We start from the raw sequence: 20724 nt of genomic DNA, 5'->3' as shown, positions 1-20724 counted from the left end.
TGTGCTATAATAACAGAACTGTGTCGAAACGGTGAAGATAAATGTAGAAATGACAAGAATAAGAACAGAGAGGACAGGGTTATGGATTTGTTGTATAGAAGCACGAGAAACAATGAAGAAACGGCAAAGGCTTCCGAAGCCATTCTCCGCGGCCTGGCGGGAGAAGGCGGACTGTATGTGCCGGAGCAGATTCCGGCGCTTAATGTCAGCATGGAAGAGCTGTCGAAGATGCGCTATCAGGATGTGGCTTATGAAGTGATGAAGCTGTTTTTGACCGACTTTACGGAAGAAGAGTTAAGGCACTGTATCAACAGCGCTTACGATAAGAAGTTTGACACGCCGCGCATCGCAGAGCTGGTGAAGAAGGACGGCGCGTATTTCCTGGAACTGTTCCACGGAGCGACCATCGCCTTCAAGGATATGGCGTTATCCATCCTGCCGTATCTGCTGACCACCAGCGCGAAGAAGAACCATGTAAAGAATGAAATTGTTATCCTGACGGCGACCTCCGGAGATACGGGCAAGGCGGCTCTCGCCGGTTTTGCCGATGTGCCTGGAACAAAGATCATCGTCTTTTATCCAAAGCACGGCGTAAGCCCGATTCAGGAGAAGCAGATGATCACTCAGCGGGGCGACAACACCTATGTCATCGGTATTGAAGGTAACTTTGACGACGCCCAGACCGGCGTAAAGAAGATGTTTTCGGATGCGGCGCTGGCTGAGGAGATGGCAGTGGCAGGTTATCAGTTCTCTTCCGCCAACTCCATCAACATCGGACGTCTGGTGCCGCAGGTGGTTTACTATGTATACAGCTACGCCGCACTGCTGGCAAAGGGAGAGATTGCGGACGGTGAGAAGATCAACGTCGTTGTGCCGACCGGTAACTTCGGCAACATTCTGGCGGCTTACTACGCAAAACAGATGGGCGTGCCGATTGCAAAATTGATCTGCGCTTCCAATGAGAACAAAGTGCTGTTTGATTTCTTTGCCACCGGATGCTATGACAAGAACAGAGAGTTTATTCTGACTTCCTCTCCGTCCATGGATATTCTGATTTCCAGCAACCTGGAGAGACTGATTTATCAGACGGCGGGAAGAGAGGCGGAGAAGAATAACGCCTACATGAAGGCACTGAACGAGACCGGCCGCTATGAGATTACCGATGAGATGCGGGAGCAGCTGAAAGATTTTTACGGTAATTTTGCCAGTGAAGAGGAGACGGCTGCAGCCATTAAGGATGTGTACGAAAAAACAGGTTATATCATGGATACTCACACGGCGGTAGCAAAGAGCGTCTATGAGAAGTATAAAGCGGACACGGCGGATGAAACAAAGACTATCATCGCTTCAACCGCAAGTCCGTACAAGTTTACCAGAAGCGTCATGAACGCTATTGACCCGGCTTATGATTCCCAGAGTGATTTTGAGCTGGTGGATGAGCTGAACCGGTTATCCGGCGTGCCGGTGCCGCAGGCTATCGAAGATATCCGTTCCGCTCCGGTGCTTCATGACACCGTCTGCGGCAAAGAAGAGATGTGCGGGGAAGTAAAACGTATTCTGGGGATTTAGTAGGAATTAATTCGGAGGAGCGTATGAAAATATCGGTTACATTTACAGATAATGTTCTGGAGGTCCGGAAAGAGGGAGAAGGCTCGCAGGCCGAGATCTGGCAGAAGAAGTTCGATGATTTTGAGCTTAAGAAAAATGTGAGTACCGGACTGACGGTGGAAAATAAAAAATTGCGGAAGATTCTGTTCTGGCAGCCTTTCGGGGAGAATATCCTCATGGTTTACACCAGAAGCGGGGAGGTAAAGGCCAGCTATGCCCCGAGCAGAGGCGCGTACCTGCGGGTGCTGGAAAGGATGTGCAACGTACAGCATATTTCTCTTACCAAGGATGGCCTTTCCCTGCAGCTGCAGGTGGGAGTGGTAGACGACGGCACGTTCACCTTTGAGGACGCTGTCCTGGTGATCGGCGAGAGAGCGCGTCAGCCCTTTGACATTCCGGTCAGCAAAAAGACGCTGGCAGGGGTGAAAGATGACGATCCGTTTTTTATCAGGAAGTTTCATATGTCCATGGATGAGCTGACCAGGACGATGGAGGAGACTTCTTCCCGCTTTGATATTGCGCTGAAGGTTAACGGCATGGATGTTACATTTCCTGTAAAGATCGAGGTTCCTGATGAGAATATCAAGTATCAGCATGTGCCGATGATCAGTTTCTTCTATAAGAATGATGCGGTGCAGATCAAGCACACCGGCGTGGGAAATGTACTGTTTGTCTGCCGTCCTCTGGAAGAGGTGGAGAAAACGGCTTCCTTCCGTTTCTGGGAGAGCGACGCAGTCTCCGGCCGTCTGTACCGGAAGGGTAAAGAGGAGAAGAAGAAGTCCTCGCTGAAGGTGAGCCTTTTCTACGAGAAGTTCTGCCAGAAGGCAGAGGAAGGCACCTTCGAGATCTTTGACATGGCCTGGAAGCGGAATCCGAAGGGCGCTTATTTTATCATCAGCGGAGATTCGCCGGATTACGAGCGGATTAAAAATCATCCAAACGTGGTAAAACAGTATTCCAGGAAATATTACGAGCTTTTGTTCCGTGCCAACGCGTATATTTCTACAGAGACGCCGTTTCATCTGAATGTGATACGTTCCAACAACAAATATTACCGTCGAAGCATCGCGGAGAATACATTTGTCTTCCTGCAGCACGGCGTAACTTATATGAAATGTCATGGTCCTAACTCGCCGTTCCTTGCCGGACGGGAGATGGAGCCGGATTACATTGTGGTCAACAGCGAGAAGGAAAAGGAAGCTGTTCATCGCATGATGGGCATTGACAATTCCCGCATTTTAAAGACCGGCATGGCGATTTTCAGCAAGCTGGAATATAAGCATCTGAATCAGGACTCCGATGACATCGCGGTCATCATGCTGACCTGGAAGCCGTACGAGGACAATATGGAGGATTTTACCAAATCCACCTACTATCAGAACACACTGGCTATCTATAATATGCTCAGGAAATTCCTTCCGGCAGAAAAAATCCGGGTGGTGATCCATCCGAAGACCGGAGCTCATCTGGAGAAGACGGAGCTGGCTCCGAGTATCTGGAAAAAACCGATTTCTGAGGTACTGAGTATTGCCAAGCTGCTGATCACGGACTATTCTTCCGTCTGCTACAACAGTTTCTATCAGGGCGGCGGCGTGGTCTTCTTCCAGGAAGATCTGGAGTTTTATGAGAAAGAGAACGGCAGGCTGATTCCAAAGGACGATGAATATATCGGAAAGAGAGCGTTTTCTCTGCCGGAGCTTGATGCGATTCTGGAGGAAGGATGCCGTGACGGAAAGATTGATCTTGATTCTTTCCGGACAGAGGAATTTGAGCGGCGGTATCAGCTCATCAATGAGTTTTCTGACGGTAAAAATATGGAGAGGCTCTGTGAGAAACTGAAAGAACTGGGGCTTATCTGATGCGTTGATCTCTTCGGACAGCCTGGCAGTTGTTTTTGAATATAGTGGAGGAAGTTATCGTGAAGCATTACGATTATCTCATTGTGGGCGCGGGCCTTTTTGGCAGCGTCTTCGCCCATGAAATGACGAAAAAAGGCGCTTCCTGTCTTGTGATCGAGAAACGGAATCACGTGGGAGGCAACATTTACACAGAAGATATCGAGGGAATCAACGTTCACAAGTATGGCGCGCACATTTTCCATACCTCTGACAAGGAGGTCTGGGACTATGTAAATGAGCTGGCAGAATTTAATCATTACATCAATTCGCCAGTGGCTGTGTACAAGAATGAACTGTATAATCTGCCTTTTAATATGAACACTTTCAGCAAGCTGTGGGGAATCCGCACGCCGCAGGAGGCGAAGGATATCATCGCGGCGCAGATTGCGGATCTTAATATCGGAGAGCCGCAGAACCTGGAGGAGCAGGCGCTGTCCTTGGTGGGACGGGACGTTTACGAGAAGCTGGTGAAAGGCTATACCGAGAAGCAGTGGGGCAGAGACTGCAAAGAGCTGCCGTCTTTTATCATCAAGCGTCTGCCGCTTCGTTTCATTTATGATAACAATTATTTCAACGATCCATATCAGGGTATCCCGAAAGGCGGCTACACGAACCTGATCATAAAACTGCTGGAAGGTTCCGATGTGCTGTTGAACACAGATTACTTTGCGTTCCGGCAGGAACATCCGGGTGTGGCGGACAAGACTGTGTACACCGGACCGCTGGATGCTTACTTTGATTACCGGCTGGGCATCCTCCAGTACCGGACTGTCCGGTTTGAGACGGAGGTGCTGCCGACGGACAATTATCAGGGTAACGCGGTGGTCAATTACACAGAAAGAGAAGTACCGTATACAAGGATCATCGAGCACAAGCATTTTGAGTTCGGGACCCAGCCGTCCACTGTCATCTCCCGGGAGTACCCGGAAGAGTGGAAGCCGGGCATGGAGCCGTACTATCCGATCAACGACGAAGAAAATGAATCCCTGGCGGCCCAGTACCGGGCGTTGGCGGAAGCGGAGCCGGATACCATCTTCGGCGGGCGCCTGGGAACATATCGGTATTATGACATGGATAAGGTCATCCGGCTGGCTCTTGATACCGTAAAGGAGATGTGAGGCTCACCCGGCAGCCCCGTTTAGCCGTGGAATATCGAAAATTGTCGGGAAATGATGGGGAAACGGCGGGAATATATGACATAAAGAAGAAAGAATACAATATAATGTTGTATAAGAGAAAAAAGACACAAAATACTGTGAAAAAATGATGAATTTCCCAAAAAAAGTTGACATAGAGGGAAACATGGGATAAAATAGACAATATCTATATAATAGTGGTAGTGCCGCTATCTGGATGATTAAGATAAATTTGTAATAGAGCACGAAAGAGAAAGGAAGGGTAAGGTGTTTTTTCGCATACCCTTCCTTAAGATGTCTTCTTTATTTTTATCTTAAGACAAATGAGACAGCAGCAAGGTAACAGGTCAGCAAAAAAGAATCGGGAGAACAAACATGGAAGATGCAAGATTAAGTTTTTCTAATATTATGGAAACACTTCTGAAACAGGCCCACCAGAATAAGAATGTACTCGAGTACAAAGAGATTAACGATGCATTCAAAGATATTGAGTTAACCCCTGAGAAGTTCGAGTGGATTCTTGATTATTTTGAGAAGCAGGGCGTGGATGTTCTGAATACCAGCGAGGAAGATAACGATGATAATTACATCGATGATGACGCCGAAGAGGTGGAGCTTATCGATGATACGGATATTCTGGAAGGCGTCAGTCTGGAAGATCCGGTGCGTATGTATCTGAAAGAGATTGGCAATATCCCGCTGCTGACAGCTGAAGAAGAAGTATTCCTGGCACAGCGCATTGAAAAAGGTGACGAGCAGGCCAGAAAGCAGCTCATTGAGGCCAACCTGAGACTGGTGGTAAGTATCGCTAAGAAATATGTGGGACGAGGCATGTCTTTCCTGGATCTGATTCAGGAGGGTAACATGGGTCTCATGAAGGCCGTGGAGAAGTTCGACTACAAGAAGGGCAACAAGTTCAGTACCTACTCCACCTGGTGGATCCGTCAGGCGATCACCCGAGGTATCGCCGATACGGCGAAGACCATCCGTGTGCCGGTACATATGGTGGAGACCATCAACAAGACTCTTCGTACTTCCAGGATGCTGCTGCAGGAGCTGGGAAGAGAACCTACCAACGAAGAGATCGCAAAGAAGATGAACATGCCTGTGGCTAAGATTGACGAGATTCTGAAGACATCCAGAGACCCGGTATCCCTGGACACCCCGATTGGCGAGGAAGAGGACAGCCAGCTGGGCGACTTCATCGAAGATGAATCCCTGCTTTCCCCTGTGGATTCCGCATCCTTCTCCATGCTGAAGGAGGAACTGGAAGTGGCCATGGCCTCCCTCACAGAGAGAGAGCGCAACGTCATCAAGCTGCGTTTCGGACTGGACGACGGTAAGACGAGAACTCTCGAAGAAGTCGGAAAAGAGTTCAACGTAACAAGAGAGCGTATCCGTCAGATTGAGGCGAAGGCACTCCGGAAGCTGCGCCATCCGAGCCGGAGCCGTAAGCTCAAGGACTTCCTGGAGTAAAGAATTTGCCGCCAAGTACATATTGCCAAATGATAAATAATTGATTAAAATAATGGGAAGACTGTGTGATCAGGATTCCCATTTTTTTTTGAATAACCCGGACAGCGGCTGCGCAGCGGGACGGGCTTGCATGTCCCGCTGTGTAGACATTGGACGGGCAAAGGAGAATGAGCATGAAGAGCGATAGCGCGGAATGCGAATGCTCCGTTGCAGATGGCGGGAGCACAAAGTGCGAAGACATCTGTTATTCCAAAGAATAGAAAAGCCCTCCGGGCGTAAAATGGGCATAGAGAAAGGAAAACAAAATGAAAGACGGATTCTTGCGGGTGGCGGCGGCATCGGTAGATGTGAAGGTTGCCGACCCGGCATTTAACAAAGAAAGTATCATGAAGGCAGTGAGAAGGGCGCAGGAGCGGCAGGTGAAGGTGCTTGTTCTCCCGGAGCTGGTGATCTCCGCTTATACCTGCGGCGATCTGTTCTGGCAGAAGCCGCTGCTGGAGGAGAGTAAGAAACAGCTGGCCGTCATTCTTGAGGAGACGGCTGAGATACCAATGGTCATTGTGGCGGGGGCGCCGCTGCTTGTCCATCAGAAGCTTTATAACTGTGCGGTTTTCTTATATAGAGGACGGATTCTTGGCGTTGTGCCGAAGCATAATCTGCCGAATTATTCAGAGTTTTATGAGGCGAGACATTTTACGCCGGGCAGAAGAGAGGTGGAGATGATCCGTCTGCTGGGACAGGAAGTGCCGTTTGGCATGAACCTTCTGTTCTGCTGCGAGAATGTGGAGAATCTGGTGCTGGCCGCGGAGATCTGCGAGGATCTCTGGGTACCGCTGCCGCCGTCCACCTACCACGCACTGGCAGGAGCGACGGTCATCTGTAATCCTTCCGCCAGCGATGAGACGACCACGAAAGACACTTACCGCCGGGAGCTGGTCAGCTCTCAGTCGGCAAGACTGGTCTGCGCGTACATTTATGCATCTGCGGGAGAGGGCGAATCCACCCAGGATCTGGTGTACAGCGGCCACAATATGATCACCGAGTACGGAGCCGTGCTGGCAGAGTCCGGACGGTTTGAGAATCACTATACGGAAGCGGAGATCGATCTGCAGCGTCTGGCGGCAGACCGGCAGAAGACGTCCACCTTCGTGACCGACGACGGCGGACAGCCTTATCACCGGGTGTATTTTACCCTGGAAGAGACGGAGACAGAGCTGACCCGGTACTTCTCCCGGACTCCGTTCATTCCTTCCAATAAAGAAGACAGAGATAAACGATGCGATGAGATTCTGACCATTCAGGCCATGGGACTGAAGAAACGTCTGGCGCACACGGGATGCCGCCATGCGGTCATCGGTATCAGCGGCGGTCTGGATTCCACCCTGGCGGTGCTGGTGACGGCGAGAGCCTTTGATATGCTGGGACTTCCGAGAGAAGGAATTGTCTGCGTGACCATGCCATGCTTTGGAACCACAGACCGAACCTATTCCAATGCCGTGACCCTGACAAAACGGCTGGGTGCCACCCTGCGGGAGATTCGGATCAACCGGGCGGTGGAGCAGCATTTTTCGGATATCGGACACGACATCAATGTGCATGACGTTACCTATGAGAACTCCCAGGCCAGAGAGCGGACGCAGATCCTCATGGATATTGCCAATCAGGTAAACGGTATGGTCATCGGAACCGGCGACATGTCCGAGCTGGCTCTTGGCTGGGCCACTTACAACGGCGACCATATGTCCATGTATGCGGTGAACTGTTCGGTGCCAAAAACACTGGTGCGCCATCTGGTGCGCTACTATGCGGACACCACGGAGGAGGAAGAACTGCAGAAGGTACTACTTGACGTGCTGGACACTCCGGTGAGTCCGGAGCTGCTGCCGCCGGTGGACGGCGTCATCTCTCAGAAGACAGAAGACCTGGTGGGTCCTTATGAACTGCATGACTTTTATCTGTATTACATGCTGCGGTTTGGATTCGGTCCGGCGAAGATCTTCCGGCTGGCAAAGAAAGCCTTCGGCGCAGATTACGAGGACGCTGTCATTTACAAATGGCTCCGCACCTTCTGCTGGCGGTTCTTTGCACAGCATTTCAAACGCTCCTGCCTGCCGGATGGACCGAAGGTGGGCTCCATTGCCGTATCCCCGAGGGGCGACCTGCGGATGCCGAGCGATGCAAGCCCATCCGTGTGGATGGCGGAGCTTGACAGACTGAAAGAAGAGCTGGGACTGGAATAAAGCGCGTTTCCGAAAAGGCGCAGTATCAGGACTGCGCCTTCTGGAGCGCATTTTTGATGGCCTGCTGCAGGATCAGACCGGTATATTTGGTGTCGGAATCCAGCTGCAGGTCGTCGATGGAGGAAATGCTGTCCAGCTGTTCGTTGATGCTTTCCAGAGAAGGCTCCAGAAGCGGATACATGGCGGTGACGCTTTCCGACAGATTATTCAGGCTCACGGAGGTAATATGGTTTTCATCCACAGATACCGCCACATCGAGAGCGGTGTCTCCCAGAGTGATAGTGGAAGTATAAACGCCGGGCGTGTATGCTCCGGCACTGGTGCTTACACTTTTTTCTCCCGGGGCGAACATAAAGATAAGCAGGAGAATGAGGATGATGGCAAGGCAGATAAAAAGAGCCGTGTAGATCAGTTCTTTTGCTTTTACAACAATGATTTTTGTTTTTGCACTCAAAAAAAACAGTCCTTCCGATACATAATTTTAATAAATTTTATTCTGCCGAAAAGGATTTATGACTACTTTATTATGGAAGAAAGAAGGGCGGCTCCCCTGCTTTTCGGGGAAGGAGGCATTATGGAACAAAGACAGACATTTCCGGAAGTATTTCCGGACTATACAATACCCGACAATTTAAGATATGCGCTTTCCAACACCATCGTCACCAAGGTGGTAATGAAGCAGAGCAAAAATCAGCTCATTGTGCACACAAAGAGCGAGCACATCATGGGAAAGAAGCTGATAAATAAGATTGCCTATGATCTGAAAAACGAACTGTTCCGGGGTACGTCGGTGTTTCTTGCCATTGATGATACCTATGAGCTTTCTCCCGTATATACGCTGGAACAGCTCACCAAAGATTACTGGGACAGTATTCTCTATGAGATCCACCGGATGGGTCAGGTGGAGTACAGCCTGTTCCTTCGCTGCGAGTGGGGATTTGAAGGAAATATCATGACGATCCTGCTGGAAGACTCCTTCCTTGCCAGAAATAAATCAGCGAAGCTCAAGCAGTATCTGGAAGAAATGTACGCTCACCGTTTTGGTAAGGAGATTCAGGTGGGCTTTGATTTTACCGACGACGCAAAAAATGCATTTTATAAGGCGAGAAATCACAAGCTGAGTCTGGAAGTCGGCATGGTCATGGAACAGATTGAAAAGGCGGAGGCGGAAAAGAGCAGTCAGAAAAAAGCCGGAGAGAACGGGCAGGAGAAAGACGGTGAGCAGAAACCGGCCAGGAAAGGCAATGCATTTTCTTCCAACTTTTTTGAGGAGCGGGCCAGACGGCAGGAATTCGGAGGTTATGCCAAACGGCAGAAGGACCCGGATATCATTTACGGCAAAAACTGTGACGGGGAGGTCGTTCCCATCGAGGAGATCGTCGACGAGATCGGGGAGACCGTCATCCGGGGACAGATCATCGGACTGGAGATTCGGGAGATCCGCCGGGAGAGAAGCATTGTCAGCTTCCGGATCACAGACTTTACCGATACCATCGTGGGAAAAGTGTTCCTGAGAAACGCGCAGCTTCCGGACTTCCTGGATGAATTCCAGAAAGGAAAGTTCTATAAAGTGAAGGGCATGCCGCGGATGGATACCTTCGAGAGAGATATCACCATGTCTTCCATCGTCGGCATCAAGCCGATTCCGGACTTCCGGGAAAAACGGATGGACAAGAGTCTGGAGAAGCGGGTGGAGCTTCATCTGCACACGGTCATGAGCGATCTGGACAGCGTGGTGGATATCAAAAAGGTCATTCAGACAGCCAAAGACTGGGGGCATCCGGCGCTGGCCATCACCGATCACGGTGTGCTGCAGGCTTTCCCTATCGCCAATCACTGCATCACCATGGATGAACCGTTTAAGATCATCTACGGCGTTGAGGGATATTTTGTGGACGACCTGAAAAAGCTGGTCACCAACGCCAAGGGTCAGACGCTTTCGGACAGCTTTGTGGTCTTTGACCTGGAAACCACAGGATTCAGCCCGGTTCATGACGCCATCATCGAGATCGGTGCGGTAAAGGTGTCCGGCGGCGAGATCGTGGATCACTACAGTGTGTTCGTCAATCCAAAGCGGCCGATTCCTCTGCGGATCACGGAGCTTACCAGTATCGATGACGCCATGGTGGCGGGAGCGGAAGATATCGAGACCATCCTGCCGGAGTTTCTCGCGTTCTGCGAGGGCTGTTCCCTGGTGGCTCACAACGCGGAATTTGACGTGAGCTTCATCGAGGCAAACGCCGACCGTCTGGGCTATGAACACGACTTTACAGTGCTCGACACGGTGCAGATGGCAAGGATGCTGCTGCCGGGGCTGAACCGGTTTAAGCTGAACACCGTCTGCAAACATCTGGGCATCAAGCAGGAACATCATCACCGGGCTGTGGACGACGCCCGGGTGACCGCGGAAGTATTCGTGCGGTTTGTGGAGATGCTGGAAGAGCAGGGGGTACATACCCTGGAAGAACTGAATAGCAAAGGAAGTACCTCGGCTGATCTGATAAAAAAGGCCATGACCTACCATGGCATTATTCTCGTAAAGAACGATGTGGGGCGGGTGAATCTCAACCGGCTGGTGTCCGCTTCGCATTTGGATTATTTCAACCGGCGGCCGCGGATGCCCAAGAGTCTCATTGAGAAATACAGAGAGGGGCTGATTCTCGGTTCCGCCTGCGAGGCCGGCGAGCTGTTTCAGGCTATTATCAGAGGTAAGAGCGAGGAGGAGATTGCCCGGATTGTAAACTTTTATGATTATCTGGAGATTCAGCCCATCGGCAACAATGCCTTTATGCTGGAGAGTGATAAGTACGACGCCAAGACTGTGGAAGATCTCCAGAATTATAACCGGAGAATCGTGGAGCTGGGAGAACAGTATCATAAGCCGGTGGTCGCCACCTGCGACGTACATTTCCTCAATCCCGAGGACGAGCAGTACCGTCGTATCCTCATGGCGGGAAAAGGTTTTGCCGACGCCGACAATCAGGCTCCCCTTTATTTCCGCACTACCGAGGAGATGCTCGAGGAATTTTCCTATCTGGGTGAGCAGAAGGCAAGAGAGGTGGTCATCACCAACACCAACAAGATCGCGGACATGATCGAGAAGATTTCCCCGGTGCATCCGGATAAATGTCCTCCGGTCATCCCGAATTCCGATAAGGAGCTGACGGATATCTGTTACAACAGAGCCCATGAAATATACGGGCCGGAGCTGCCGGAGATTGTAAAAGAGCGGCTGGACAGAGAGCTTACCTCCATCATCTCCAACGGATTTGCCGTTATGTACATTATCGCGCAGAAGCTGGTAAAGGACTCCAACGACCATGGCTATCTGGTTGGTTCCCGTGGTTCCGTCGGTTCCTCCTTCGTGGCGACCATGTCGGGAATCACAGAGGTAAATCCCCTTTCCGCCCATTACATTTGCCCAAAATGTCATTTTGTGGATTTTGATTCCGAGTATGTAAAGCCATACACCATGAAGGGTATGTCCGGCTGCGATATGCCGGACCGGGACTGCCCGGTCTGCGGCACGAAGCTGTTAAAGGAAGGGCATGATATTCCTTTCGAGACATTCCTCGGATTCAAGGGCAACAAGGAGCCGGATATCGACCTGAACTTCTCCGGAGAATACCAGGCGAAGGCCCACAAATATGTGGAGGTCATCTTTGGGGAAGGTTCCGCCTTCCGTGCCGGGACCATCGGTACCCTGGCGGAAAAGACCGCCTACGGCTATGTGATGAAATATTTTGAAGAACGGGGGATTCACAAACGCCGCTGTGAGATGGAACGGCTGGCAGAGGGCTGTACCGGCGTAAAGAGAACCACCGGACAGCACCCGGGCGGTATCATTGTTGTGCCCCATGAGCATGAGATTTATGATTTCACCGCCATCCAGCATCCCGCCAATGATGTGAATACCGATATTATCACGACGCATTTTGAGTACCATTCCATCGACCATAACCTGTTAAAGCTCGATATTCTGGGACACGATGATCCCACCATGATCCGGCGGCTGGAGGATTTGACCGGCATCGACGCCAAGACCATTCCTCTCGATGACAAAGACGTCATGGAGCTGTTTCATGGTACGGAGATTCTCGGAATCACGCCGGAGGATATCGGAGGCGTGGAGATGGGTTCCCTCGGCGTGCCGGAGTTCGGTACGGACTTCGTCATGCAGATGTTAAAGGATACGAACCCGCAGTGTTTCTCGGATCTGGTGCGCATTTCCGGTCTGTCCCACGGAACGGACGTGTGGCTCGGCAATGCCCAGACGCTGATCGAGACCGGGCAGGCGGAGATTTCCACCGCCATCTGTTGTCGGGATGATATTATGACCTACCTTATTAATATGGGACTCGATAAGGAGGAATCCTTCACCATCATGGAGTCCGTCCGTAAGGGAAAAGGATTAAAGGACGACTGGGTGGAGACCATGCTCTCCCACGGCGTGCCGGAGTGGTACATCGGCTCCTGCCGGAAGATTAAATACATGTTCCCGAAGGCTCACGCCGCCGCCTATGTTATGATGGGCTGGCGCGTGGCATGGTTTAAGGTGCATAAGCCGCTGGCTTACTATGCGGCCTATTTCAGTATCCGCGCCTCGGCCTTCTCCTATGAGATCATGTGCCGGGGACGGGCTATCCTGGAAGAGTATCTGGAGGAGCTGACCTCCATGCCGAAGGAACAGCAGACGAAAAAAGACCAGGATACCATTCGCGACGGGCGAATTGCCCAGGAAATGTACGCCAGAGGATTTGAATTTATTCCGATTGACATCTACAGAGCCAAAGCCCGGGACTGCCAGATCATCGACGGCAAGATCATGCCGCCTCTGTCCAGCGTGGAAGGTCTTGGCGACAAAGCCTGCGATCAGGTGGAAGAAGCTGCAAAACACGGCCCGTTCACCTCGCTGGATAATTTCCGCAACCAGGCGAAGGTCAGCAAGACCAACGTGGATAAGATGGTGGAGCTTGGCATCCTCACCGGGCTGCCTGAGACAGATCAGCTGTCACTGGCGGATTTTATGGTGGTGTAGGGATTGGGAAATTGGGAAATTACGACTGTAACGCCATACTTCGGTTATCCTAAAATCCACAGTTCAAATCGACAAATCCCCCAATTCATGGTAAGATGTTACCATGACCGAAAATGCAGTGCCTTCGCGGATGAATTGCATTTTCGGAAATGGAAAAAATATAATTGGGCGTGTCGCACCTTGATGATAAAGCGGACGATGGCCGGAAGGCCAAAACGCCCGGAAAGGAAAGAAAACTATGGCATATATTAAAAATGCAGACATACAGGGGAATGCCTGGGTGGCGGAAGGAGCCGTCGTCATTGGAAATGTGACGGTGGGTGATGAGAGCTCCATCTGGTACAATGCGGTGGTTCGCGGAGACATGGCGCCGATCATCATCGGCTGCGGTTCCAATGTGCAGGATGGCGTGGTGATTCATGTGGACGCCGGATGCCCGTGTCATATCGGCAACAGCGTGACTATCGGTCATAACGCGATCATTCACGGATGTACCATCGGTCATAATACGGTGATCGGCATGGGCTCCATTGTGATGAACGGAGCTAAAATCGGAGAAGACTGCATCATCGGCGCCGGCAGCCTTGTGACGCAGGGAACGGAGATTCCGGACGGTATGATGGCGTTTGGTTCTCCTGCAAAGGTGATTCGGCCGTTGACAGAGGAAGAGAAAAAACATAATGAAACCAGCGCTATCACTTATATGCTGGCTAAAAATGTACAGAAGTAACCGACGCCATGACCGGCGGGTTCTGCGGGACGGCGTTCCGCAGGGCGGGAGCATACCGGGATGATGATTTGGAAGGGAGAAGATACATGTCAAAAAGTATCATTGATATTGAAGAAACACCGGAAAATTCCGGTGGAAAATGGAGAAAGGGAAAGCGTTACCAGGGGTACGATCTGGATAAAACACTTCAGAAACGTTCCAAAAGACCTTGGTTCTGGAAGATTCTTGGGATCAGCCTTCTGCTGACGGCTGTGGTAATCCTGGCTGTCTGTGGATTCTTTTTCCAGAGTAATCAGAGAAGAAGCAGTTACATTTCGGAGATTAACGATGCGAACACCATGGACAATCTTTTGAGCAGTCATGAAAATGTACTGATCACGGTGAATTATTCTCATCTCGCCAATGAGGAAGATTATAAGACCACACGTTTTGTGAGAAAGACCGGCAACGGAGACTATTATTCTTATTACAGAACGGACGGAATGGAAGAAGATTATCGGGAAGTTATCCGCGGAAAGCAGCTGTATCGCTATGACGGTAATTTCGTTTACTACTATGGTCTGCTTGGAGATGATTACGAAAACGTCTGCGTTTCTCAGATTGAAGGCGAGGTTTTTCAGACCGGAGATTCTGTGAGAATAACCGATGAGCAGGAGAGCGGAGATTTCCTTAAGGTCACGGCAACCTATACCGTTGCGGAGGGAGATGAGTACGTTACAAGATATGGTTTTAATGTGGGCGATCAGATCGAACAGACACTTACTCTGGACAAGGAAACTATGGTTGTTCTGACTGCTGTGGAAACCTGTAATGGAGAAGAATTCTACAGCTATACGGTGGAATTTGACGGGTCTAATAAGAATCCGGAATTCTATCAGAATATAAAAGATCAGGAAACTGACCGGGAGTGTACAGTTTACTACGATTATCAGGGAGATAACGAGGAGACGTATACATTCAATATCCCAAGAGGCGTATATTTTAATCTGCTGGAGCATGACGGATATACGGTTTATTCAGATGAAGACTGCGATCAGGAATTTACAGAATACCAGATGCAGGTGCAGAATCCGGAGACGGATATCACTTTATATGTAAAACAGAATGAAGAGTAGATAAAAATGCGGACAAGACGGTTATTTTATGAAAATGTATATCTGAGAGAGTTTGAGGCGGAAGTCCTCTCCTGCGGAAAAGATGAGAGAGGACAATATGTGGTCCTGGATCAGACCGCTTTTTATCCGGAAGGCGGAGGGCAGCCGGCAGACCTTGGTACATTGTATCCGGTCGACGGCGATAATAAATGTACTGTCCTGGATGTTCAGTATGGCGGCTCTGATGAGGGAGAGATTCGTCACTACGTGGAGAATCTTTTGCCGGTGAATTGCCGGGTTCGCGGCGTGCTAGACTGGGAACGCCGTTTTGACCTGATGCAGCAGCATTCCGGAGAGCATATCGTCAGTGGATTCATTCACCGGAAATACGGTTATGATAATGTGGGCTTCCATATGGGAGAAGAATTGATCACCATTGATCTGAACGGTCTTCTCGATGAAGGGCAGCTGCATCAGATAGAGCAGGAAGTCAACAACTATATCTGGACAGACCGGCGCGCCCGGGTATTTTTCCCGGACGAGGAAGAAAAAAATGTACTGCCTTACAGAAGTAAAAAAGAACTGACAGGTGAGGTGCGTCTGGTGGAGTTTCCAGGCGGTGATCTCTGCGCCTGCTGCGGACTTCATGTGGAGTCCACCGGGGAGATTGGTCTGGTAAAACTTCTCTCGGTGAAACATTTCCGGGAAGGCGTCCGCATTGAGATGGCTGCCGGTAAAAGAGCGCTCGGGCTGCTCCATCAGCATCTGGAGGCAAACAGCCGGGTGGCATCTATGCTCTCTGTGAAGCCCGACGGAACGCCGGCGGCAGTTCAGCGGCTGCAGGATGAGATCTACAGTCTGAAGGGAGAAATTCTGGCACTTCGTCAGCAACAATTTGCCATGAGGGCAAAGCAGTGTGAAGGAAGAGGAAATGTTCTTTTGCTTGAGCATGCTTTGGATGCGGCGGATATTCGCAAGGAGGCGGACGCTGTTTTAGATGTCTGCGGCGGTATCTGTGTGGTGATTGCACTGGAGGATTCGCAAAAGAAAAATACCGGAGGCAAATATGCTGCCGGGCAGAGGAATGGCGATGTTCGTGCGTTTGTGAAAGAGATGAACGAGACGCTCTCCGGGCGGGGCGGTGGGAAACCTTTTTTTGCTCAGGGATCACTGCAGGCGGACCGGGCGGTTATAAAGTCCTTTTTTGAGGAGAAGGGGTTTGTGATCGTGGACGATGCTTCAGGGGCGTAAATAAAATTTTCACGGTTCTTTAATTAAAGTGTAAGAAAGCTGTTCTTTACATGTCGGCAATAATGCGTTAAGATTTAGGTTAGATTCGTCAGAAGTCAGAATAATGTAATCGTAATGAAATATTACAGAAAGAAGGGATTAAGATGCATTTTAATAAAATGAAACGATGGGGAGCCGTTGCACTTGCCGGAGCCATGGCTTTTTCTCTGATCGGCTGCGGCGGCCGCAGTACAGATGGACAGGATAATGCAGAGCCAACGGAGGCTTCCACAGAGGCTTCTACCGAAGCGTCCAATGATGACTCAGAGGACTATGTGGATGGAAATGTTGATCTGCCGTCAGATTTCGGCGATATGATTTATCCGATGACGGCTCTGATGGTGGAATCTTATTCCAAACAGCTTCCGTATTATTCGGAAGATTCCACAGAGGAAGAAGGGGATTCTTTCTGGTTCTCCATGGCAGTGCTTGCTTCTCTCATGAACGATTATGTGAAAGATGTTACTGTAGATACAGATGAACAGTATCTGTATATAGATGAAGAAACTACGAACATGTATGCTTCCGCACTTTATGACGCATTTGCGCAGGGCAATCTGGAGTTCCCGGAATTAACAGAGGATAATACCTATGCGGTATATAATGAAGAGGATGGAACTTACGGATTCCTTTCCGGCGGTATCGGTTCTCTGGAGGCATATATCACGGATTGTCAGGAGCAGGGTGATGATTATGTGCTGACAGCGGAACTGCGCGATGCAGATTCGGACGATGAAGTATGCGGCACTTACGAGATTACCATTACCCCAACCTCATATGACGGAGAGGATAATGCCTTTAATTATGCCGTGTCTGATTTCGCGGAAGCGTCTGACAACAACGGAGGCTATGATTTCTCCGAAAGCACCACGGAAGGTTCCGAGGCGGACACCGGAGATGAGACAACTACAGAAGAGACCGATGAGACAGAAGAAACTGACGAGACGACAGAAGAAGACGGTTCCTCCGGAAGCACTGAGACGGAAGCAATTTCAGAAGATGAAGCTCTCTCCCTGGCTCAGGAATATTATGGTGAAGATGCAGAATATACCTTTAAGGATATTGTCACGATCGGCGATTATGAATACTATAATTTCTCTGTAGAAGGAGACGGAGTTTCCTCTACAGATGTGCTGGTATCCACCGACGGTGAGAATGTTCTTGGTGGTGTGCAGAACGATGATGGAAGCTGGTCCTTCGATCAGTAAAAATATACGAAAATACGGATAATTATAAAAATCGTACAAAAATAAGAGGAGAATCCTGTTTTGCGGGATTCTCCTCTTATCATTCACCATAAAAATGAAACCCTTCTTTTCGCTGTTTTGCCCGCAGATTCCGGCGCATTTCCGCACGTTCCCATTCTTTTCGGTCTTCTTCTGTCTCAAGAATCAGACGGGGAAGAATGGCGGGCCGGTTATCGTCTCCCAGACCAATTTCTGTCAGGAAAGCCCGGTTGATCAGATCACGCTTACCGTTCGTGTGCTCTACATAGGTTTCCACTTTTACCTCCATGGAAGTATTGCCCACATGGGTCACCCGTCCGATGATCACGATCACATCTCTCTGAAAGGCTCCCTGCAGAAAACGGAGATTGTCCACCGATGCTGTTGTAACGTTCATCTGCGAGTGCCGTTTTGCCACAAGAGCGGCCACTTCATCAATCCATTGCATCAGCACGCCTCCGAAGAGACGGCCTGCATCATTCAAATCAGTGGGCCGAATAATATGCACAGTTTCCACCCGGGACTCTGCTACGGTTTTTGCACGAAATTCCATAAAGATACCTCACTTGTCTGTCTTTTCTTTATCATCATATCATTTCCCGGCACATAATTCCAGAGTATCTTCGGGAAGAAAGGACAAGAAATGGAACAACAAAATGTATAGAAGTCAGGACTTTTTTCTGATAAAATGAAAGAAAAAATGTGTTGAGTATTTTTATGTCAGCTGCCTGAGAGAATTTGCTGGCAGAGAAGCGGGAAGAATACACACAGAGAGGAACAAAGGAAATGATCGTCAGTGAAAAAATATTTATTTTACTTCAAAAAAAGGGGATGAGTCAAAAAGAGTTCTCACAGAGGACAGGAATCTCTCAAAGTACTATCAGTGACTGGAAAAGAAAAAAGACCAATCCGTCGGTAAATAAAATCTTAACGATCTGCGAGGTACTTCAGATATCGCCTTATGAACTGCTCTCAGAAAATGATTTGGAAACGCGTGGCAGTTCCGCAGATTATATGATGCCATTAAATAAGGAAGAAAGTATTCTGCTTGAAAACTACCGAAGACTGGATCATCAGAAACGGGAGCGGATCATGGGATATATGAGCGCACTGGAAGAAGAATAAAAAATAAAAAGAAAATGCATGTGGAAATTGACATGCGTTTTTCTTTTTGTTATGATACGTATATACGAAACGATAAAACGTATTACAAGGAGGTATCTATGGGGATTTTTATTTATGTGAGTATCGCGAAGTCAGTGACTGAGGAAGAATGGTCAAAGGTATATGAAGAGACACTACAGTTTGCCAGAATTTTTTCGCTGGCGGAAAGGAAAATAGTCGATATAAAAGGAATAAATGTACAGTGTCTGGCGCTGACAGAGGAATGGACAGAGACCCGCTGTGACTGGGAATATACAGGATGGCGGGCGGACGGAGATTATATGACCATGCGGACAGCGGAAGAATATTGTATGCCAAAGATGCTGGTAAAAGAAGAGGACGTTGACGCTGAAGCGCCGGATGCGATTTTTGGCGCTCTGCCGGCATATTTGGACTATGACTGGAAAGATGAGCGTTTTCAACGGAATTATCATCTCTGGGGAGATAAGACACAGGGAGAACCCTATCACATGTATCTTCTGGCCATTGCCTGCCTGATGGAGGCGCGTCTGGGACATAAGGCTTTTGTATACGGAGATATCACAGGCGGACAGTGCAGGGCGGCGGTTTCTATGATCAATGACTATCTGGATGAGCCTATTGACGTACCGGATCGCTGCGATCCGGACCGGCTGGCAGACCGGGTACGCCAGCTGCCCCTCAGCTGGAAAGAGCGGCTGGCTGTGTGGAAGGGATTTTATCTGGGCAATGCGACAAAAGAGATGGGCGACGCCATGCGAAAATATTTTCCGGAAGAAGTGTGTGAAGAATACTGGAGAGATCAGTTCGCCGGATATCATGTCGATTCTTATGGTTTTTCGATGCGAATCCGGGAATATCTGACCCTGGGATTTGATCTGGAGAAACTGTGCAGTCTGGTAAATTATGAAGATAAATACGGAAAGCTCCGATACGGATTATTTATTAAATGTATCATGGATACAAAAATATACGTGAAGGATAAAGATTGTTCGGATCTTCTGGACATCGATCAGGACGATCAGCGGCCCTATGGAGTGGAACGACTCTTTGCTCAATTGGTGTTTGGAAGAGCCCGCAACAAAAAGGTGAACCGATACATACCGTTGGAAGAAGTCAGAAAAGCGCTGGAGAACGGTCTTTCGGAGATGTGCGGAAATACCGTTGACATATCGGCGGAGATCGACGCCTGCCTTTCGGAAGAAGAACAGGAGCCTTCGGAAATGCTGCGTCAGGTACTGGAGACGGAGAATGAGAAGATAAAAGACCGTGCCGGTCATTATGACATTACCTGCTATGACAGCCTTCTTTATTATGAAGACGGAGACACGATCCTGCCGGATATCGAGGAGTCCCTGAAGGAAGCCTATAAGCTTTACCAGGTACTTTCGGAAGAAGATACCTGCCGGGAACTTCTGAGCAAACCGCCCCGGGAACGCTGCCAGTGGCTGGTTCGGCAGAATCATTCTATCCTCATGCGGGACAGAGACTGGGAGAAGATATTTACGGACATAGAAGAGAATGAAACTTCTTTTCAGCGATACTATCCGATGATGCGCGTGCGGCTGTCCAGCAATGAAATCATTGATATGGTCAGAGCTATGGCAATCAATGATGCGCTGTACGAATACTGTAGTGACATAACATAAGATAAAATGATATGGGATATAAAAAATGAGGCTGTCGCACTAAATAATTAGTGCGGCAGCTCCTTGGCTTTTTATTTGGTAGTGTAAAAAACTTTGTGGCTTTGGTAAAAAATGGCTCCTTTTTGGTAAGAATTACAGATATGACAATTCTTATCGAAAAGGAGTTTATTTATGGCAGTAGCAAAAGACCAAATCC

14 protein-coding genes are annotated in these 20724 nt (G+C 49.3%); 12 read left to right on the top strand and 2 right to left on the bottom strand.

Annotation, left to right across the window (positions count from 1 at the left end):
• The first annotated feature begins 81 nt into the window (after positions 1 to 81).
• The 5 genes from thrC to B5F87_RS08785 all read left to right on the top strand — a co-directional run bounded on the left by thrC (position 82) and on the right by B5F87_RS08785 (position 8358).
• Positions 82 to 1569 (top strand): threonine synthase, encoded by a 1488-nt coding sequence (gene thrC, locus B5F87_RS08805; RefSeq protein WP_087279910.1) that lies wholly within the window; start codon positions 82 to 84, stop codon positions 1567 to 1569.
• 23 nt (positions 1570 to 1592) lie between these two features.
• Positions 1593 to 3467, top strand: coding sequence for a CDP-glycerol glycerophosphotransferase family protein (locus B5F87_RS08800; protein ID WP_087279907.1), 1875 nt, complete (start codon positions 1593 to 1595; stop codon positions 3465 to 3467).
• Between the two features lie 59 nt (positions 3468 to 3526).
• Entirely contained in the window at positions 3527 to 4624 is a 1098-nt protein-coding gene (gene glf, locus B5F87_RS08795; RefSeq protein ID WP_087279904.1) for a UDP-galactopyranose mutase, read from the top strand.
• Between the two features lie 393 nt (positions 4625 to 5017).
• Positions 5018 to 6118, top strand: a complete 1101-nt coding sequence (rpoD, locus tag B5F87_RS08790) for an RNA polymerase sigma factor RpoD (RefSeq protein ID WP_087279901.1) — start codon at positions 5018 to 5020, stop codon at positions 6116 to 6118.
• A gap of 305 nt (positions 6119 to 6423) precedes the next feature.
• Positions 6424 to 8358, top strand: a complete 1935-nt coding sequence (locus B5F87_RS08785) for an NAD(+) synthase (protein ID WP_087279898.1) — start codon at positions 6424 to 6426, stop codon at positions 8356 to 8358.
• A 25-nt stretch (positions 8359 to 8383) separates the two neighbouring features.
• Here the strand turns inward: B5F87_RS08785 and B5F87_RS08780 are convergent, their stop codons facing one another.
• Entirely contained in the window at positions 8384 to 8812 is a 429-nt protein-coding gene (locus B5F87_RS08780; protein WP_087279895.1) for a hypothetical protein, read from the bottom strand.
• A gap of 120 nt (positions 8813 to 8932) precedes the next feature.
• Between B5F87_RS08780 and B5F87_RS08775 the strand changes: the two genes are divergently transcribed.
• From B5F87_RS08775 to B5F87_RS08755, 5 genes are all read left to right on the top strand, one after another.
• Positions 8933 to 13396 (top strand): PolC-type DNA polymerase III, encoded by a 4464-nt coding sequence (locus B5F87_RS08775; protein ID WP_087279892.1) that lies wholly within the window; start codon positions 8933 to 8935, stop codon positions 13394 to 13396.
• A 238-nt stretch (positions 13397 to 13634) separates the two neighbouring features.
• Positions 13635 to 14126: a gamma carbonic anhydrase family protein gene (locus tag B5F87_RS08770; RefSeq protein ID WP_087279889.1), complete on the top strand. Its 492-nt coding sequence runs from the start codon at positions 13635 to 13637 to the stop codon at positions 14124 to 14126.
• A gap of 86 nt (positions 14127 to 14212) precedes the next feature.
• The gene (locus B5F87_RS08765; protein WP_143405239.1) at positions 14213 to 15241 is read left to right on the top strand and encodes a hypothetical protein; all 1029 of its coding nucleotides are present in this window, start codon (positions 14213 to 14215) and stop codon (positions 15239 to 15241) included.
• Between the two features lie 6 nt (positions 15242 to 15247).
• Complete coding sequence (locus B5F87_RS08760; protein WP_087279882.1) at positions 15248 to 16471, top strand: alanine--tRNA ligase-related protein; 1224 nt, start codon at positions 15248 to 15250, stop codon at positions 16469 to 16471.
• Between the two features lie 143 nt (positions 16472 to 16614).
• Positions 16615 to 17718 (top strand): hypothetical protein, encoded by a 1104-nt coding sequence (locus tag B5F87_RS08755; protein WP_087279879.1) that lies wholly within the window; start codon positions 16615 to 16617, stop codon positions 17716 to 17718.
• Between the two features lie 79 nt (positions 17719 to 17797).
• Here B5F87_RS08755 and B5F87_RS08750 read toward each other — a convergent pair whose 3' ends face one another.
• Complete coding sequence (locus B5F87_RS08750) at positions 17798 to 18289, bottom strand: acyl-CoA thioesterase (RefSeq protein WP_087279876.1); 492 nt, start codon at positions 18287 to 18289, stop codon at positions 17798 to 17800.
• 185 nt (positions 18290 to 18474) lie between these two features.
• Here B5F87_RS08750 and B5F87_RS08745 point away from each other — a divergent pair, with 185 nt between their 5' ends.
• Together B5F87_RS08745 and B5F87_RS08740 are read left to right on the top strand one after the other, a co-directional pair.
• Positions 18475 to 18861: a helix-turn-helix transcriptional regulator gene (locus tag B5F87_RS08745; protein WP_242964343.1), complete on the top strand. Its 387-nt coding sequence runs from the start codon at positions 18475 to 18477 to the stop codon at positions 18859 to 18861.
• A gap of 98 nt (positions 18862 to 18959) precedes the next feature.
• Positions 18960 to 20528 carry a hypothetical protein gene (locus B5F87_RS08740; protein ID WP_087279873.1) on the top strand — a complete coding sequence of 523 codons (1569 nt, stop codon included), beginning with the start codon at positions 18960 to 18962 and terminating at the stop codon, positions 20526 to 20528.
• Positions 20529 to 20724 lie beyond the last annotated feature (196 nt).

This window comes from Eubacterium sp. An3 (genome assembly GCF_002159465.1).
GTDB lineage: Bacteria > Bacillota > Clostridia > Lachnospirales > Lachnospiraceae > Anaerobutyricum > Anaerobutyricum stercoris.
Note: the sequence above shows the minus strand (reverse complement) of the source record. Positions and strands in the feature narration are given on the sequence as shown.

Bases quoted from the DNA above. Each gene is read 5' to 3' on its own strand.
- thrC (WP_087279910.1), top strand. From the start codon at position 82: ATGGATTTGTTGTATAGAAGCACGAGAAACAATGAAGAAACGGCAAAG.
- B5F87_RS08800 (WP_087279907.1), top strand. From the start codon at position 1,593: ATGAAAATATCGGTTACATTTACAGATAATGTTCTGGAGGTCCGGAAA.
- rpoD (WP_087279901.1), top strand. From the start codon at position 5,018: ATGGAAGATGCAAGATTAAGTTTTTCTAATATTATGGAAACACTTCTG.
- B5F87_RS08785 (WP_087279898.1), top strand. From the start codon at position 6,424: ATGAAAGACGGATTCTTGCGGGTGGCGGCGGCATCGGTAGATGTGAAG.
- B5F87_RS08775 (WP_087279892.1), top strand. From the start codon at position 8,933: ATGGAACAAAGACAGACATTTCCGGAAGTATTTCCGGACTATACAATA.
- B5F87_RS08770 (WP_087279889.1), top strand. From the start codon at position 13,635: ATGGCATATATTAAAAATGCAGACATACAGGGGAATGCCTGGGTGGCG.
- B5F87_RS08765 (WP_143405239.1), top strand. From the start codon at position 14,213: ATGTCAAAAAGTATCATTGATATTGAAGAAACACCGGAAAATTCCGGT.
- B5F87_RS08760 (WP_087279882.1), top strand. From the start codon at position 15,248: ATGCGGACAAGACGGTTATTTTATGAAAATGTATATCTGAGAGAGTTT.
- B5F87_RS08755 (WP_087279879.1), top strand. From the start codon at position 16,615: ATGCATTTTAATAAAATGAAACGATGGGGAGCCGTTGCACTTGCCGGA.
- B5F87_RS08750 (WP_087279876.1), bottom strand. From the start codon at position 18,289: ATGGAATTTCGTGCAAAAACCGTAGCAGAGTCCCGGGTGGAAACTGTG.
- B5F87_RS08740 (WP_087279873.1), top strand. From the start codon at position 18,960: ATGGGGATTTTTATTTATGTGAGTATCGCGAAGTCAGTGACTGAGGAA.